Source organism: Noviherbaspirillum sp. Root189 (genome assembly GCF_001428545.1).
Taxonomy (GTDB): domain Bacteria; phylum Pseudomonadota; class Gammaproteobacteria; order Burkholderiales; family Burkholderiaceae_D; genus Noviherbaspirillum.
This window is the reverse complement of record NZ_LMHZ01000028.1, coordinates 1-14,967: the sequence shown is the minus strand read 5'-3', so window position 1 is coordinate 14,967 and position 14,967 is coordinate 1. Positions and strand designations below refer to the sequence as shown.

The window sequence follows — 14,967 nt, the reverse complement described above, 5'->3', positions numbered from 1 at the left end:
TGCACCGGGCCTTCAGCGCGACCCGCGCATGCGCGGGTCGAGCAGGTCGCGCAGCGCGTCGCCGAATACGTTCGTGGCATAGACGACCGCCGTCAGGCATATTCCTGGCGCTAATGCGAGCCAGGGTCCTTGCAACATATAGGTACGCCCACTGCCCGAGAGCATTCCGCCCCAGGTTGGCGCCGGCGGGGGAACTCCCAGCCCGAGAAAGGCGATGCTCGACTCAGCCAGGATCACCGTTCCGACCCGCGTCGTAAACAACACAATAATTGGCGCCATTACGTTTGGAAGAATGTGGCACCAGAGAATTCGCATTGGCGACGCGCCCATCGACTTGGCCGCGTGGATGTACATGTTCTCCCGGACGCCGACAACTGCGCTGCGCACGATCCGGGAGCCGCCGATGCCTAATAGAAGCCCGAGTGTGAATATGGTCTGGGGCATTCCCGGCCCGACAACGGAGACGACGACGATTAAAACGATCAGGTCGGGGAAGCTCATCCATGCATCAACGAATCGCTGGACAACGAGGTCGAACTTCCCACCGATATAGCCGCTGGCCACACCGATCAGTGTCGAGATAACGGTCGCCAGTACTGCTGCGGAGCAGCCGATGATCACCGACAGCTGTGCTCCGTAGATGCAGCGCGATAGCACATCACGTCCAAGGTTGTCTGTTCCGAACCAGTGCCGCATTGACGGCGAATTCAGCCGTTCGACTGGTGCCATTTCGCTAAATCCGAATGGTGCAATGTAGTCCGCGAAAATCCCGACAAGCAGGAAAAACAGGAGAACGATTCCGCCCGCTGCACCAAGCGGCTTGTCCCGGAATAGTCGTTTGACGAAGCCGGCGGGCTTCTTTTTTCCAAACGCAGCTGGCGGGGCGACGCCGACTGCGTTAACTGTATTGTGGGACATCAGCGATACCTCACTTTCGGGTCGAGCAGCCCGTAGCTCAGATCTACGAGCAGATTGATCAGCATCACCGCTATGCCAACGATGAGAAATACCCCGGTGATAATTGGGTAATCGCGCTGGTTGACCGCGTCGAGCAACAAGAGGCCCATTCCCGGGATAACGAAGATCGTCTCAATAATCACCGCGCCTCCAACGAGGAGCGGAGCCTGCAGTCCGATCAGGGTGATTACCGGGATCAGGCTATTGCGCAATGCGTGGCGCACAACCACCAATCCCTCCGGCAATCCTTTTGCCCAAGCGGTCCGGATGTAGTCTTGACGCAGCACCTCGAGGATCATCGTTCGCATGAGCCGCATCGTTATCGCCGCCAGCGAAGCACCGAGAATGATTGCCGGCAAGATCATCTGCTTGATGTTCTGCCAGGGGTCCTGGACGAAGCCGACGAAATTGACTTCTGGCGACCAGCCCCACCACATCGACGGGAAAACCATCACCATCGTGCCGAGCCAGAAACCAGGAACCGCAAGCAGCAGGATCGCAAACGATCGTGAAATGTAGTCGCCAAACGTATCCTGTCGAATGGCCGAATAAACGCCAATCGGAATAGCGATCAGTAACGCAACGAAAAGCGCCATCGCGCCGAGTTGCAGCGTCACGGGGAGTCGGGCGGCAAGGAGTTGAGTCACCGGCACGTTTTGCCAAAGGGACGAACCAAGGTCACCGCGCAACACTATTGCGCCAATCCAGCGCAGGTACTGTGACCACATTGGCCTGTCGAGACCTAGAGCCGCGACGAGTTGTTCCCTGGTCAACTTGTCGGCAGAGATATCGTTTTGGCTCAACATGAGATCAATGACGTCGCCCGGAATCAGCCTTACCGAGACGAAGACGATGAGGCTCGCAAAGAAAATCGTAGGAATCAGGGCGATCAGGCGCCGCAGGATGTAGGCACGCATCAAGCCCCCGGGAGAGAGTGTCGGCTCATTGCACTGCTCCATGCTTCGTTGCAGCAACCATCGCCTTGGTGATCTCGTTGGTTCCTTGAATAGCAGCGCTGTCCGGCACGATGGAGTCATGACGGTCGGTCACCAACGCGAGTTGACTGGCCAGGCGTTCCGGGGCGTCAGCGGAGATCCCGATATGCAAGCCCTGCGTCATCGTGATGTGGGCTGCCTCGAATGTGCCCGCGCCAGCGCACAGAATGGCGCGTGTCGGCGCATCCTCGTGCACCAACACCAGCATTGCGGGCACGACGGCTTCAGGCTTGAGCGCGGTGAGCACCTCCGCAGGCATCAGCATTTCGGTCATGCGTGTCGCCGCAGTCGGAGCGAGGCAGTTGACGCGGATGTTGTTCTTCGCACCTTCGATCGAAAGCGTCTGCATCAGGCCGACCAGCGCCATCTTGGCAGCCCCGTAGTTGGACTGGCCGAAGTTGCCATACAGACCGGACGACGAAGTCGTCATTACGATCCGGCCGTACTGCTGCGCATTCATGTGCGGCCAGACCGCTTTAGTACAGTTGACCGCTCCCATCAGATGAACATCGACGACTTGGCGGAAGTCGTCCAGATCCATCTTTGCAAAGGACTTATCGCGCAAGATGCCGGCGTTGTTGACTAGGATATCGACCCGCCCCCACTCGTTGAGAGCCTGATCGACCATCGCTTCCACCTCCGTGAAATCGATCACCGACGCGCCGTTGGCGATTGCTTCGCCACCTGCCGCTCGGATTTCTTCAACGACCCTCTGGGCCGCACCGATGGAACTTCCGTAGCCGTCGATCGCGCCACCCAGGTCGTTGACAACAACCCTTGCCCCCCGCCGAGCGAGAGCCAGAGCATACTGACGGCCCAAACCGCCCCCGGCGCCCGTGACGATAGCCACGCGGCCGCTAAATTCGATACCCATTCGGGATGTCTCCAAAATTGTCTTTTTATATATTTGATTGTTGAGTATGTATATTACGATATCGTTTCGGCTATAGAAACTGACTATATCCGACCCGATATGAGTCGAAATAATACATTAATAGGCGGTTTTTGGCCATTGTTTCAAAATTGGTTCCTACTTGTCCATATTTTTTACGCGGCCAGTTACGCCATTAATTGATGCATTGGTATGTTAAATTGAAGTCATGGATATGCCAAACTACGGGACACGCAACACCGGCGCTCCCTGCGCATGTCAAAGCGGGAATATTGATTCGTGAGGCGGGACTGGTATGTACCAGTGGCATTGGAGAGATCTCATGTAGTATCTGATCCGTCCGCACAACCGACCGCGCTCTTGTAGCTGTCGATCAAATCATTTACAGCCACCGCTGCGCTGGCGATTCGCTGCCATGCAGCATGCAGCCTGGTAGGACGGTGAGCTTCCGCCAAGAAGATGACGGTGCTTGACCGGCCAGAGCGCGGATATGTAGTTTAGGGGCGAAGGGAAAATAGACGCCTGGGCAAACTTTCTGCTTCGCATACTCTCAGGGACTGACGTCTTGTACGGAGCTTTTGTCCAAGCGGAGGTGTTACGGCAATCGTCGATGTGCCAGTCGATGTCCGCTACCGAGCGCCGTAGACCACTATGCAATGGCTGGATCAATCGGCATCTGATCGTAAGCCTGATCCCGGTGGACTTGGCACTTGGATTAATTATCTTGACGCCAGGCATAGCCTCAATGAAGTTTCCAGTCTTTTCCAGCGATAGGATGAATTCATTGGACGCTATGGGACAAGTCTCCCTACTAGCGGTTTCGTCAATTTGCTATATCAAAACGTATTGCATAGAGTCCCCTACCCCGGAGGATTTACAACATGGACGAATCTACGGGACACCAATCAATGGAGCCGTGCAGACGTACGGATCGGGTTCAATGAAAGCCAAGAAAACAAGGCCGCCTTGGTCGGGGTAATGCAAACCGGAATGGAATACGTACCAATCGCCTGATTGCACGTACCGCCATAGAACTTACCGGGGTATCACGCGCACTTTGGGCGCTCCCGTGTCATGCACAGCTCCTAGCAGCAAGGTATGACATTCCAGCGGCAGTAGGCTTACCGCTCGGCGTTCCTGCTCAGCGCTTGCCCTTCCCACCTTCCCTGAGCTCGCGCCAGTCGCCCTCATCAAGTTTGACGTCAAACTCGCGCGCCGCCGCACGGATACGCGCCCATGCTTCGTCACGCTCCGCGTCCGTCACGCCCTGGACCTGATTAAAACGTGCGATGGCATTGCGTACATGGCTTGCATCCTCCAGCGGTTCCTTGCGCTGTTTGGGAAAGGCGAATTGCCGGGCCGGAATGTCGTCCCGCTGTTCCTGATCAAGCTTGCTCATGAAACCTCCTTGCTCCCTGTTGTCGGTTAGACCTGAACCGAACGGCAGGTTCATTTGTTCGTGTTGCTGAACAGCTGGCAGTCTGCAGTAGAGCTTGAAGCGGGCGCCGGCGATCGAACTTCAAATGGCGGCTCTTGGTTGCCCGCAATAATAGGGCCTTTGGGAACCGTCGGCGGCTGTAAATTACCTTCCGGACAGTGGCGTCAATGGCAGGGAATGGCGCTAACTACCCGTAGCTGCCATACGGCTCCCTCAGATCAGCCGTTGAAGGTCCAAAACAGGCTACGCACTTGAGATGTCATAGCCTGTCTCAAGCGCAAGTGCCTTGTGCATCACACGTGCGCATAACACGCGTTTTCGGTTGCCTCCCATAAAAAGCATTGTGAAAAGTCAGCCTAAGCGGGGATTCTTCGGATCTTCCTTGGATGCGATCGGCCTGCACACTAGATTGAATCCTGCCAGCCACTCTGATGGCGGCCCTCACCCCGCCTCATCCCACTCAGCGGTCAAGCCAAACACGTCTGAAGGACAATCCTATGCGCTATCTTTTTTGTTCGATCTCGCTCGCTCTCGCAGCTTGCGTGTCTTTGACCGCCTGCGGCGGCGGCACGGCGGCAGACTCGACAGTAGTGCTGGCGGCGGTCGAGTCCGAAGCTGCTGGCCAGCCGGAAACCGTTTCGCCGGGCTCTGCGTCGGCGGTTCCGATTCCCGAGGGCCAAATTGCGCAAGCGATCGGCAGACTCGATGCAGTGGCCGAGGATATCCTGGTCCGGACGGGGGTTCCGGGAATGGCGATCGCCGTGGTGCATCGCGGCGAAACCGTCTATGCCAAAGGCTTTGGTGTACGGAAAGCCGGCCAGCCGGCGAAAGTGGATCCAGACACCGTGTTTCAGCTCGCGTCGCTGTCGAAGTCGCTCGCCGCAACGGTAGTGGCACAGCAGGTCGGAGCCGGCACAGTTAAATGGGAAATGCCGGTGCGCACAAGATTGCCCCGGTTTACGCTGGCTGACCCCTATGTCAGCGAGAGGGTCACCATCGGCGACCTGTTCTCCCATCGGTCCGGCTTGCCGGATCACGCCGGCGACAAACTCGAAGATCTCGGCTACGGCCGCATGGAAGTTCTCCAGCGGCTCCGGTTTCTTCCGCTTGCCTCTTTCCGTAACACCTATGAGTACACTAACTTCGGCCTGACAACAGCTGCGGAAGCGGTTGCCGTGGCAGCGCAGCGCGATTGGGCAACGCTGTCGGAGCAGGCGATCTACCAACCCATAGGCATGGCATCGACCAGTTCGCGATTCGCTGATTACAAGGCGCGCGCGAACCGTGCGGTCACCCATGTCAACGTAAATGGAAGCTATGTTCCTGGAGAGGAGCGCAATCCCGATGCGCAATCTCCCGCCGGCGGCGTCAGTTCGTCGGTCAACGACATGGCGAAGTGGCTCACCTTCCTGCTGGCTGACGGCTCGTATGGCGGTCGCCAGATCGTCGATCCGGCCTCGCTGCTGCCCGCGATTTCTCCGCAAATGATTTCGGGTTCGCCGACCAGCGCCGATGAGCGTGCCGGTTTTTATGGCTACGGTTTCAACGTCAGTACTTCCGCTTCCGGGAGGACGGTCATCAGTCATTCGGGCGCATTCGCCCTCGGCGCGGCGACCAGCTTTACCGCCATCCCCTCGGCCGACGTGGCGATCGTCGTCCTGACCAATGCCTCTCCGACCGGCGTGCCCGAAGCGGTGGCGGCGCAGTTCTCGGACCTGGTGCAGTTCGGTAGCGTGCAGCAGGACTGGGAGACGCTGTACAGACAGAAAATCTCACCGCTGCTCGACCCGGAAGGATCGCTAGTCGATGTCGCAAAACCAGCCAACCCCGCTCCCGCACAGGCGTTTGCCGTGTACACCGGCACCTATCAGAACGCGTACTACGGTCCCCTGCAGGTGGTCGACAACCAGGGCACGCTGGAACTGCGCCTGGGGCCGCAACCAATGACGTTCAGGCTGTCACATTGGGACGGCAATGTATTTACCTTCATGCTCAACAACGAAAACGCACCGCCCGGCACCATCTCGAAGGCCAGCTTCTCGCCCGACAAGGTGGTGCTCGAATTCTATGATGACCATGGGCTGGGCTCGTTCGTACGTTGATGCACGTCCGACAATGCATGCATGCGGACCGAGCTTCATGCCGCATGCATGCCGCAACCCGGAGAGGGGCCCAGCCCAATCGCTTGCTACGCTGCTCCGGAAGTAAAGGCCGCTTTCGAGCCGGACGATATGGTTCGCCCCCTAGCCGCCGGCCTGCGCCAAACCGGAACCCCTGTTCAATTGCCTGTACCGGCCAGAACCGAAAGCTGACCACGGCTATGGCACAGACTCCCTGCAGATGCTGTGCAAATTGCTGGACGTGCTGCGCCATCCGCCACCGGGCCTCAAGTGCAGAGGACGCGCTCGAACTCTTATAGGGCAAGGTTTTCGATGTACTCCTCGCTGATGTCGGATTGCTTGGCAAAGCCGGAATTGAACTGGTGCGGGAAGCAGTCAATACTTATCCGTCGCTTCGCATCGGCTACCTGCCATGCGAAATTCAGTTGTCTACTACCGAGTGCGACCCTATATAGTGAATCGGTCCTGTTTTCCGTGATACTAGGCACGACTGGCAGGTAGCTGTCAGTGAAGGCAGGACATGCACCAGGGAATTACGAATAAGCGACCCGAAATCATTCAGGAAACGATAGCTGATCTACAAAGCCGCTAAAGATTCGCAAACCAGTTCTGGCTGATTCTTAGAATGAGATGCGGCAAGAATCGCGTCTCGCGATGTCGCCGTACCATCGCGTTAGTCTACATTCGAGCGCAAAGATTATTGTGCCACCTTAACGCTCAGACCGGCTCGCGCTAATCTGGGCGGATCCTCGAAATCGATGAATACATCTCCACCTACTCTCTGTAGCATGGCCTCTGTTGCCGCTTTGTCTTCTGCATGAAGCGATCGATAGTAGTCACGGGCGCGCTGCAACATCCACAGACTGTACGGGCGGATAATGCGTTGGCCTTCTCGCCCCTCAAGCATGAATGAATGCTTACCGATGGCGCGAGGCAGTTCCTCGCCCGGATGTTCTTTTATCCATTGACGCACCTGGCGTGCAGAATCAGCAAGTACCGGTAGCTGTTCGATGCACATCCGGCGCAATACCGGAAGCAAAGTTTGCGGTATTTCGTCATCTGGCAAAAAGCCTCCACTCAGTGGTATTGGATTCTGCATTCGCTCGACCCACTGCGCCACAAGCGGCGCTTTCTTGCGCATGTGTTCGCCGCTTTTTGGGTCCCGGTACTGGTGAGCATAGAGCGGGCCGATAAGTCCGAAGTCGGCAATGGAGGGCCGATCACCGAATAGGAAAGGATGACATGCGAAGTGCCGCGACAAGTCGTCCAGCAGGCTTTCGTAAGAAGCTTCAATAGCAGAATGCATGTGCGGCTCTGCTCCGAGCAATACAGCGGCATTGGCAAAGGGTCCAGCACGTCGGGCGCCGATCTCCCGTTGCTGCGCAGCTGACGCATTGGGCGCATTAAGTGCTCCGAACGCTTGGATTGCCCATTCCCTGTTGTAATGCCATCGATAGTGCATCGCCGGTATGACGAGCCACTCGTCCCCATATGTTTCCAGTAATAGCGAAGCGAGACGCTGGCGCGGCGTATCTGGATAAACCGACGGTCCGGTGTGGTGTAATTCCAGCGCGTCAATGATTTCCGTGCTGTCTTGCAGACAGGTGCCATCTGGGGCGATCACTACGGGAATAACAGGAAATCCCAATCGGGGAAGAATAATCTCCTTATACACACCAGCATCGGATGCAATTTCTTCGAATGGAATATTCTTCCAGCGCAGATAGGCTCGCACCTTGCCAGTGAAGTAACTGATGTCCGCTCCGTACAACTGATATGACATGTTTTGCATAACCCCTCCGGCAAATTTGCGCCATTGCCAGCGCCGTAAGATGACTATGTTAACAGTGAAAAGCACGCTCGTACTATATTTTTTCCGTCATCATTGATAGCCATACCTTTGTGCGAATTTCTAATCGATCAGCCTCACAACGGTAATAGGACAACGTTGAAACGCAAGCACGTCGTGCCTGCTTAACCCTGGAAGACCGGTACGTCGCTACGCACGGCCAAGGCACGAACTCGGGAAGCGCTCGATGAAGCGTCAAGGAATGCGATCAACGGCATCACTGCTAACGACGCCAAAGGATGGTTTAACCATTGCGGCTATCCCTTACATTGAATTGTGAACCGCTGTAGTTGTCGCAGGACCGAAGACTGAAGTAGTTGTATTGCCGCCAAGTGGTTTGTTCCAACATTTCCTTCAAAAGCGACTAGGCGCGAGCCGCAAGGCGAGCTTGTTCAAGAAAAGATCTGATCAAGCTTTCGCTGCGCGACATCCTTCGCCACAGCAATCCAAACCTCCGCGGCTCCGGTTCGGACGGCAAGTGAAGTTTTACAATTTGCAGGCCTGCTGTTAGCGGCGACGCGATGTCAGGGACCAGCGCCACCCCCAAGCCTCGATCCACCATCATCGCGATTGCGAGGAGCGAGCTCAGTTCAAAGCGCTCTTGTGTTGGCGTGATATTGGCCTTGCGTAGGTAATCATCGGCCTGCTTACCTCCACCGAGACTGCGGTCGTAGCGGATTAGTGGCCTGGTGCGCAACAGTTCAAGCGGATCCGTTTTTCGGTCCCGTTGCGCTGCAAGCACGACCAGTGGTTCGTTGCGCAACAGCTCCCATGCAAAGGCCTTTGAGATGGGAAATGGAGGATGCAGACAGACGGCCGCGTCAAGTTGCGACTGCTTCACCGCCTCATAGAGCTCGCTTGACATGGCAGACCTGATATGGACGGACACCCCCGAATGCTTGGCCGCAAAACGTGCCAGTGCATCCGGCAAAATACTGTGGAGCGCTGTATTAATGGTGCCAATGCAAAGCTCGTGTACCTCGTCTGCCTGGTTCACCCAGCCCCTTAGCGCATCGACTTCCCTAAGCAGCGAGACACAGCGCGCTGCGAGGCGTTGTCCGGATTCGGTAGGCGTTACTGAACGGCCAGCCCTTGCCAGTAACTGCGTTCCAAGCTCGCGCTCAAGCACTTGGATCTGTTGAGCGATTGCCGCTGGAGTCACGCCGAGTCTTCTTGCGGCCTCAGCTAGCGTACCGGTTTCCACCACTAAGCTGAATGCCTTGAGATAGCCCGTTTCCATAGAATTTCTATTGTTTAAAGATAGGAATGCATAGTTTATCTTTTTCTATTTTTGAAGAATACTCTACTTCACCCTACTACGAACAAGTGTCCGCCATGAGAAGCAAGTTATTCGTCCCCGGTTCACGACCCGAATTTTTCGCCAAGGCACTCGCAAGCGACGCGGATGCACTGTCGTTCGATTTAGAAGATGCGGTTGCCGAAGAGAAAAAAGCCCTGGCACGTGATCTACTGTCCCAACTGTTGCGTTCTACTGCGACACGGTCGACGACTAAAACCTTGATTGTTCGTGTCAATGGTCTCGACACCGGACATTGCCAGGCCGATCTGGCCGCAGTTGTGGTGCCGGGCCTGCACCTGATTAACCTGCCAAAGCCGGAGAGTATCGAGGACGTTCGCCGTGCGGCAGCGCTCATCGAACAGGCTGAGCGGAATAACGGCTTTACCGACGAGGACGCAAAGGTTCAATTGTTGCTAAACATTGAATCGCCAAAGGCACTGCGTTGTGCTGCAGAGCTGGCATCCGCGCATCCGCGCGTGGCAGGCCTGCAACTTGGCTTGGGCGACTTGTTTGAGCCAGCTGGTATTCATCGGGACAACACGGTAGCTATTACCTCAGGCATGTTCGCCGTCCGGATGGCGGCTGCCGAAGCTAACGTTTACGCCTATGACACGGTGTTCGCCAACATTGGCGATGCCGAAGGCTTCCGGGCCGAAGCAGAAATTTCCCGGCAGATGGGTTTCCTGGGGAAGAGCTGTATCCATCCAAGTCAGATCGCGTTGGCTAACGATGTCTTTCGTCCGTCCGACAAGGAGATCGCGCACGCGCTGCGGGTTATGGCAGCGGCCGCCCAAGCGCATGCCGATGGCGTAGGAGCCTACGTCGTGGATGGAAAGATGATCGACGCTCCCTTCGTCCGGCGTGCACGGGCGACGGTCGAGATTGCCGAGCGGCTCGGACTGATCTCTGCTTGACACTGCATCGCGCTATACCACATCAATCCATAGCTAATCGGAGGCTGCATGCAAACCAACACCACTGCCGGGGACGACTTCGTGAGCACGAGCCGCTCGGGACAGCCAGGTCCGCTGAGCGGTGTGCGCGTACTCGACCTGAGCGCCTACATCGCGGGTCCGTATGGCTGCTCATTGCTCGCCGACCAAGGTGCGGACGTGATCAAGGTCGAGCCGCCGGCGGGCGACAACCTGCGCAAGTACCCTTCGACACTGGAGGTCGAAAGCCGGGCTTTTCTGGGTGTTAACAGAAGCAAGTTGGGCGTCGTGCTGGACTTGAAGAATCCAGTCGATCTAGAGCGACTACTGGCGTTGGTGCGGAATGCGGATGTGCTGGTTCATAACTTTCGTCCCAGTGTACCGGGCCGGCTCGGCATTGGCTACGAGCAGCTCCGTACCATTAACTCGCGCCTGATCTATTGCGCCGTTACCGGCTACGGCGAGACTGGCCCGCTAAAGGATAAAGCCGGTTACGATCAGGTGCTACAGACGATGACCGGCATGTGCACGCTACAGGGCAAGTATGGTGGGCCACCGGAGATTTTGTACGGCTCTGTGGTTGATTACTATGCGTCGGCGTTGGTTGCAGGAGCGGTTTCTTCCGCACTCTACGAGCGTGAGAAGAGCGGAACTGGGCAGTATGTCGGCGTTTCGCTGCTGCGTGCAGCGCTAACAATGCAGTCGGCCCGCATGGTCTGGGCCGAATCGGAGCCCAGGGAGGTCGGACGTGACATGCGTTCTGGCGGAATTACTGGCATTCATCCAACCAAGGACGGCTACATCTACATCTCGGCCAATACCCCGCATTTTTGGCGGGCACTGTGCGAGAAGGCCGGTTTAGCTGATTTGCTATCGACCGATCGCTACGACACCGTGCGCAAGCGCGCCGCGCATCACGATGAAATCGTCCCCCGTCTTCACGCGGCATTGCAGGAACGTTCGGCAATCGAATGGGAGAACGTTTTCGGCGAGGAAGTGCCGTGCGCTGCCGCGCGCTCGGTAGAGGACATGTTCGATTTTCCCCAAGTCTTGGCGGAACAGATGTTGGCAACGTTCGATCATCCGGTGGTCGGACGTTATCGCGGCTTCACGCGTGCCGTGAAGTTCGGGCGCACGCCTGGCCCGGAGCCGTTTGCCGCGCCCGCGCTCGACCAGCACGGGGACATGGTCCGCGACGCCGCGGACAGGCTGGCACGGCATGTCTGACACGCGCTCCACCGGCCTGCCCCGATTGGTGCCGAACAGTTCGGCAAACCACGCGCCGCGCAGCACAGCGCTCATCAACGCCTGCGATGCTCACCTGCACATCTACGACGCGCGTTTTCCGGCGATTGGGCCCGTAGCGGAAAATGCTACAGCGCGAGACTACCGCGGCGTGCAAACACTGCTTGGTACAAGTCGTGCGGTCATCGTGCAACCTCGTTGCTATGGAACAGACAACAGCGCTACGCTCGACGCAATCGAGCAATTAGGCGTAGCCAATACACGCGGCGTTGCCGTATTGCAGCCGGATGTCTCGGACGACACGTTGCACGCCCTGCATGCAGGGGGTATCCGTGGCATCCGCTTCTCCCTTTATACAAAGTCCCATGCGGTGGTAGGCTTCGAGATGGTGGAGGTGCTTGCCCATCGCGTCGCCGAGCTGGGGTGGCATTTGCAATTGCACTGGACTGCCGACCAGATCGTCACGCACCGTGACCTGCTGGCGCGCCTGCCCACGGCGCTGGTATTCGACCATCTGGCCCGCCTGCCCTTGCCCGCCGGTACTGCGCACCCTGCGTTTGCATATGTATCTGCCCTGCTGGCATCCGGCAAAGCATGGCTGAAACTGTCGGGGGCGTATCTGGATTCCTGCGTCGGCGCTGCCGGACGCTATTCAGACATGGACGCTGTGGCGATGGCATGGGTACGCACCGCGCCGGATCGGCTGGTATGGGGTAGTGACTGGCCGCACATCACCGAGGCCAGCTTCAAGCCGGACGATGCCTTGCTGTATGACCTGCTGGCTCACTGGAGTAGCACCGAGGCGCTCCGGCGCCGTATCCTTGTGGACAACCCCGCCCGACTGTACGGATTCGACTCGGTATAGGCAGAATGAATCAACGAGACGACGATGACTTATTTAAACGGTACCATCGTAGCGCTAACTATCTGCAGGCGTGCGCGCTTTACACAGCAAGGTACGCAATCCACCTCTTCGGTTACTAAGAGCAGATTTCCGGATACGTGCGTAAAGAGCTGAACAAGTGGCGCCCCATCGCTCAGGAAAAGCCCATCACGGCGAAATAAGGTTAAATGGAGACGTGGCGAACAAACGCTGGAGCACCCGCCCGGGCAGTCAATCACATTGCCATAGTGTAAAAACCGTGGTGTTACCAACTCAACTACTCAGAGGAACTCATGTCTCTTTTAAAAAAACTGATCGTTAGCTTGGCCGTAGCCTGCTCGCCAGTCCTGGCCCAAGCGCAAGCCTATCCGTCGAAACCGATCCGTCTGGTCGTGCCCTATTCTCCGGGTGGCGGTGCCGACAACGCAGCGCGGGTTATCGCGAACACACTTTCCAGTAATCTCGGGCAGCAAGTGGTCATCGAGAACCGCCCGGGCGGTAGCGGCATCATTGGCGCACAGACTGTCGCCCGCGCCGAGCCGGATGGCTACACCGTGCTTTATGATGCTTCTGCATTCGCCGTAAACCCGGCAATTCGCAAAATGCCCTTCGATGCGGTAAAGGACCTGATGCCGGTGTCGTTAGCCGTCACGGTGCCGAATGTCTTCGTCGTACCGCCGACAGCACCGTATAAGACGGTGCAAGAGTTTCTCGATTATGCGCGCAAGAATCCGGGCAAGCTTACCTATGCCTCCTATGGTGCCGGCAGCGCTGCGCACTTGATCGGAGAATTGCTCAAGAACCAGGCCAAGATTGATCTGCTGCATGTTCCATACAAAGGCGGTGCTCCTGCGCTAACCGATGTAATGGGGGGACAAGTGGACTCTTATTTTGCCAATGCCGCATCGGGGCTGACCTACGTGAAATCGGGCAAGCTTCGAGCGCTCGCCGTGACATCGACCAAGCGCATGGCCAACTTGCCTGATGTTCCGACTCTGGCGGAAAGCGGATTTAAGAACTTCGAGGTCCTCGAATGGAACGGTTTCTTCGTACCAAAAGGCACGCCCAACGACGTTGTGGCGCGTCTGAATAAGGAAATTCAGACTGCGCTCAAGGACGCTGGCACACGCCAAAAATTAGAAGGACTTGGGCTTGATCCGATTGGCAGTTCACCGGACGAGTTCGCGAAGTTCCTGCAGACGGAAATGTCCCGTTGGGCCGCTTTGGTCAAAACTAACAAGATAAGTGTTGATTAATTAGAAAGGGATAGCGGGTCAAAGCATTCTTATAATTGAATCGCCGTCCCTCCTCTTCTTGCGTCGGCTTGTTTGACGGCCCCCATGCCCGCTCGCCGAGTTTTCGGGTCAATTTAGCATCTATGGAAAGGTTTTTGCAACGGGTGCGTACCAATGGCGATGTGACTGCCAAAAAGACGTGGTTAGGAGCACTGCACGCGAAGTCCTGGTTGAGCAGGTTAGGAGCATTTGGGCGAGTGTGTCGCGAATCCGCTGTCGCCTTAAACCGGCGCTTATGCTTGCATCTAAGCCCAGGTTTCTTGCGCAAGCGCTTGATGTGGTGCACTCCGGTGACTACATCATGCTCGGGCAGATCTCGTTGCAGTCGGTCGGGGCCGCACGACTCCCGTACTTTTCGTTGCGCCGCACGAATCTACATTTCCGGCGGTAGTTCCGATTGCGCACTTACTGACTGGCTGCGCTTGCACCAGGCGTAATAGCAGCTCGTCGACACTTCATGCAGCCTACACATCGCCGGCAATGGGTGTACGGCGCGCAGTTCGTCCATCGCGGCGTACTTCACTTCGATTCCTTCGCGAAGTACGCAGCAAACTTTTTAGAAGATCCCGTTGCTGGGATTCTGGCGTGGTTTCCGCGGCGACGAACTGACTCGGCTGCGCGCCAAGCATGTCGAGGTGGTTCCCGGCCAAGGCATGAGCTGCTATTTCCCATTGACCAAGGGCGATCGCCAACTCAAGGGATCAACGTTCAAGGCCCCTGCCCTGTCACGGCTGTGCCCGGTCGACGGGTATCTGGCATGGATGACAGCTCCGCAAATTAGGGAGGGGGCGGTTTTCCGGAGCATCGACCGGTGGGGGCACGTCAATGATGATGGCTTGCACATTGACAGCCTGGTGCCGCTGCTGCGCTCGATCCTGAAGGAAGCCGGCGTTGTGTCGCCCGAACTGTACAGCGGCCACTCCTTGCGGCGAGGCTTTGCCACCTGGGCCAGCGCCAATGGCGTAAGCACCCGGTGATGGCACCTTGACGGGATTTTGATGAGCTGATCAGGCAGGCGTCCAGCGATGTGGCAGCAGTTCGCGAACACGATTGGCAGGCAG

At 57.1% G+C, this 14,967-nt stretch carries 13 protein-coding genes; 7 read left to right on the top strand and 6 right to left on the bottom strand.

Going from position 1 to position 14,967, the window contains the following annotated elements:
• Window positions 1-12: 12 nt before the first annotated feature.
• From ASE07_RS17200 to ASE07_RS17190, 3 genes are read right to left on the bottom strand one after another with little or no spacing between them, the layout of a single operon-like run.
• Window positions 13-918, bottom strand: a complete 906-nt coding sequence (locus ASE07_RS17200) for an ABC transporter permease (protein ID WP_057292068.1) — start codon at window positions 916-918, stop codon at window positions 13-15.
• Window positions 918-1,874 carry an ABC transporter permease gene (locus tag ASE07_RS17195; protein ID WP_057292067.1) on the bottom strand — a complete coding sequence of 319 codons (957 nt, stop codon included), beginning with the start codon at window positions 1,872-1,874 and terminating at the stop codon, window positions 918-920. Before ASE07_RS17195 ends, ASE07_RS17200 begins: the two co-directional genes overlap by 1 nt.
• A 25-nt stretch (window positions 1,875-1,899) precedes the next feature.
• Entirely contained in the window at window positions 1,900-2,826 is a 927-nt protein-coding gene (locus ASE07_RS17190) for an SDR family oxidoreductase (protein WP_057292066.1), read from the bottom strand.
• An 801-nt stretch (window positions 2,827-3,627) separates the two neighbouring features.
• On the opposite strand from ASE07_RS17190, the gene ASE07_RS30720 reads away from it, so the two are divergent.
• Window positions 3,628-3,858 carry a DUF4214 domain-containing protein gene (locus ASE07_RS30720; protein WP_082584221.1) on the top strand — a complete coding sequence of 77 codons (231 nt, stop codon included), beginning with the start codon at window positions 3,628-3,630 and terminating at the stop codon, window positions 3,856-3,858.
• A 127-nt stretch (window positions 3,859-3,985) separates the two neighbouring features.
• On the opposite strand, the gene ASE07_RS17185 is transcribed toward ASE07_RS30720, so the two are convergent.
• Window positions 3,986-4,243: a DUF6582 domain-containing protein gene (locus ASE07_RS17185; RefSeq protein ID WP_057292065.1), complete on the bottom strand. Its 258-nt coding sequence runs from the start codon at window positions 4,241-4,243 to the stop codon at window positions 3,986-3,988.
• 536 nt (window positions 4,244-4,779) lie between these two features.
• Between ASE07_RS17185 and ASE07_RS17180 the strand changes: the two genes are divergently transcribed.
• The gene (locus tag ASE07_RS17180; RefSeq protein ID WP_057292064.1) at window positions 4,780-6,384 is read left to right on the top strand and encodes a serine hydrolase; all 1,605 of its coding nucleotides are present in this window, start codon (window positions 4,780-4,782) and stop codon (window positions 6,382-6,384) included.
• A gap of 715 nt (window positions 6,385-7,099) precedes the next feature.
• On the opposite strand, the gene ASE07_RS17175 is transcribed toward ASE07_RS17180, so the two are convergent.
• Complete coding sequence (locus tag ASE07_RS17175) at window positions 7,100-8,194, bottom strand: glutathione S-transferase family protein (protein ID WP_200960962.1); 1,095 nt, start codon at window positions 8,192-8,194, stop codon at window positions 7,100-7,102.
• 421 nt (window positions 8,195-8,615) lie between these two features.
• On the bottom strand, window positions 8,616-9,491 hold the full coding sequence (locus tag ASE07_RS17170) for a LysR substrate-binding domain-containing protein (protein WP_057292063.1): 876 nt from the start codon (window positions 9,489-9,491) through the stop codon (window positions 8,616-8,618).
• A gap of 95 nt (window positions 9,492-9,586) precedes the next feature.
• Between ASE07_RS17170 and ASE07_RS17165 the strand changes: the two genes are divergently transcribed.
• From ASE07_RS17165 to ASE07_RS17145, 5 genes are all read left to right on the top strand, one after another.
• Window positions 9,587-10,465 carry an HpcH/HpaI aldolase/citrate lyase family protein gene (locus tag ASE07_RS17165; protein WP_057292090.1) on the top strand — a complete coding sequence of 293 codons (879 nt, stop codon included), beginning with the start codon at window positions 9,587-9,589 and terminating at the stop codon, window positions 10,463-10,465.
• Window positions 10,466-10,513: 48 nt separating this feature from the next.
• Window positions 10,514-11,710 (top strand): CaiB/BaiF CoA transferase family protein, encoded by a 1,197-nt coding sequence (locus ASE07_RS17160; RefSeq protein ID WP_057292062.1) that lies wholly within the window; start codon window positions 10,514-10,516, stop codon window positions 11,708-11,710.
• Window positions 11,703-12,593, top strand: coding sequence for an amidohydrolase family protein (locus tag ASE07_RS17155; RefSeq protein WP_082584220.1), 891 nt, complete (start codon window positions 11,703-11,705; stop codon window positions 12,591-12,593). Before ASE07_RS17160 ends, ASE07_RS17155 begins: the two co-directional genes overlap by 8 nt.
• A 311-nt stretch (window positions 12,594-12,904) precedes the next feature.
• Window positions 12,905-13,867, top strand: a complete 963-nt coding sequence (locus tag ASE07_RS17150) for a Bug family tripartite tricarboxylate transporter substrate binding protein (RefSeq protein ID WP_057292061.1) — start codon at window positions 12,905-12,907, stop codon at window positions 13,865-13,867.
• Between the two features lie 608 nt (window positions 13,868-14,475).
• Window positions 14,476-14,883 carry a hypothetical protein gene (locus ASE07_RS17145; protein WP_057292060.1) on the top strand — a complete coding sequence of 136 codons (408 nt, stop codon included), beginning with the start codon at window positions 14,476-14,478 and terminating at the stop codon, window positions 14,881-14,883.
• Window positions 14,884-14,967: the final 84 nt, after the last annotated feature.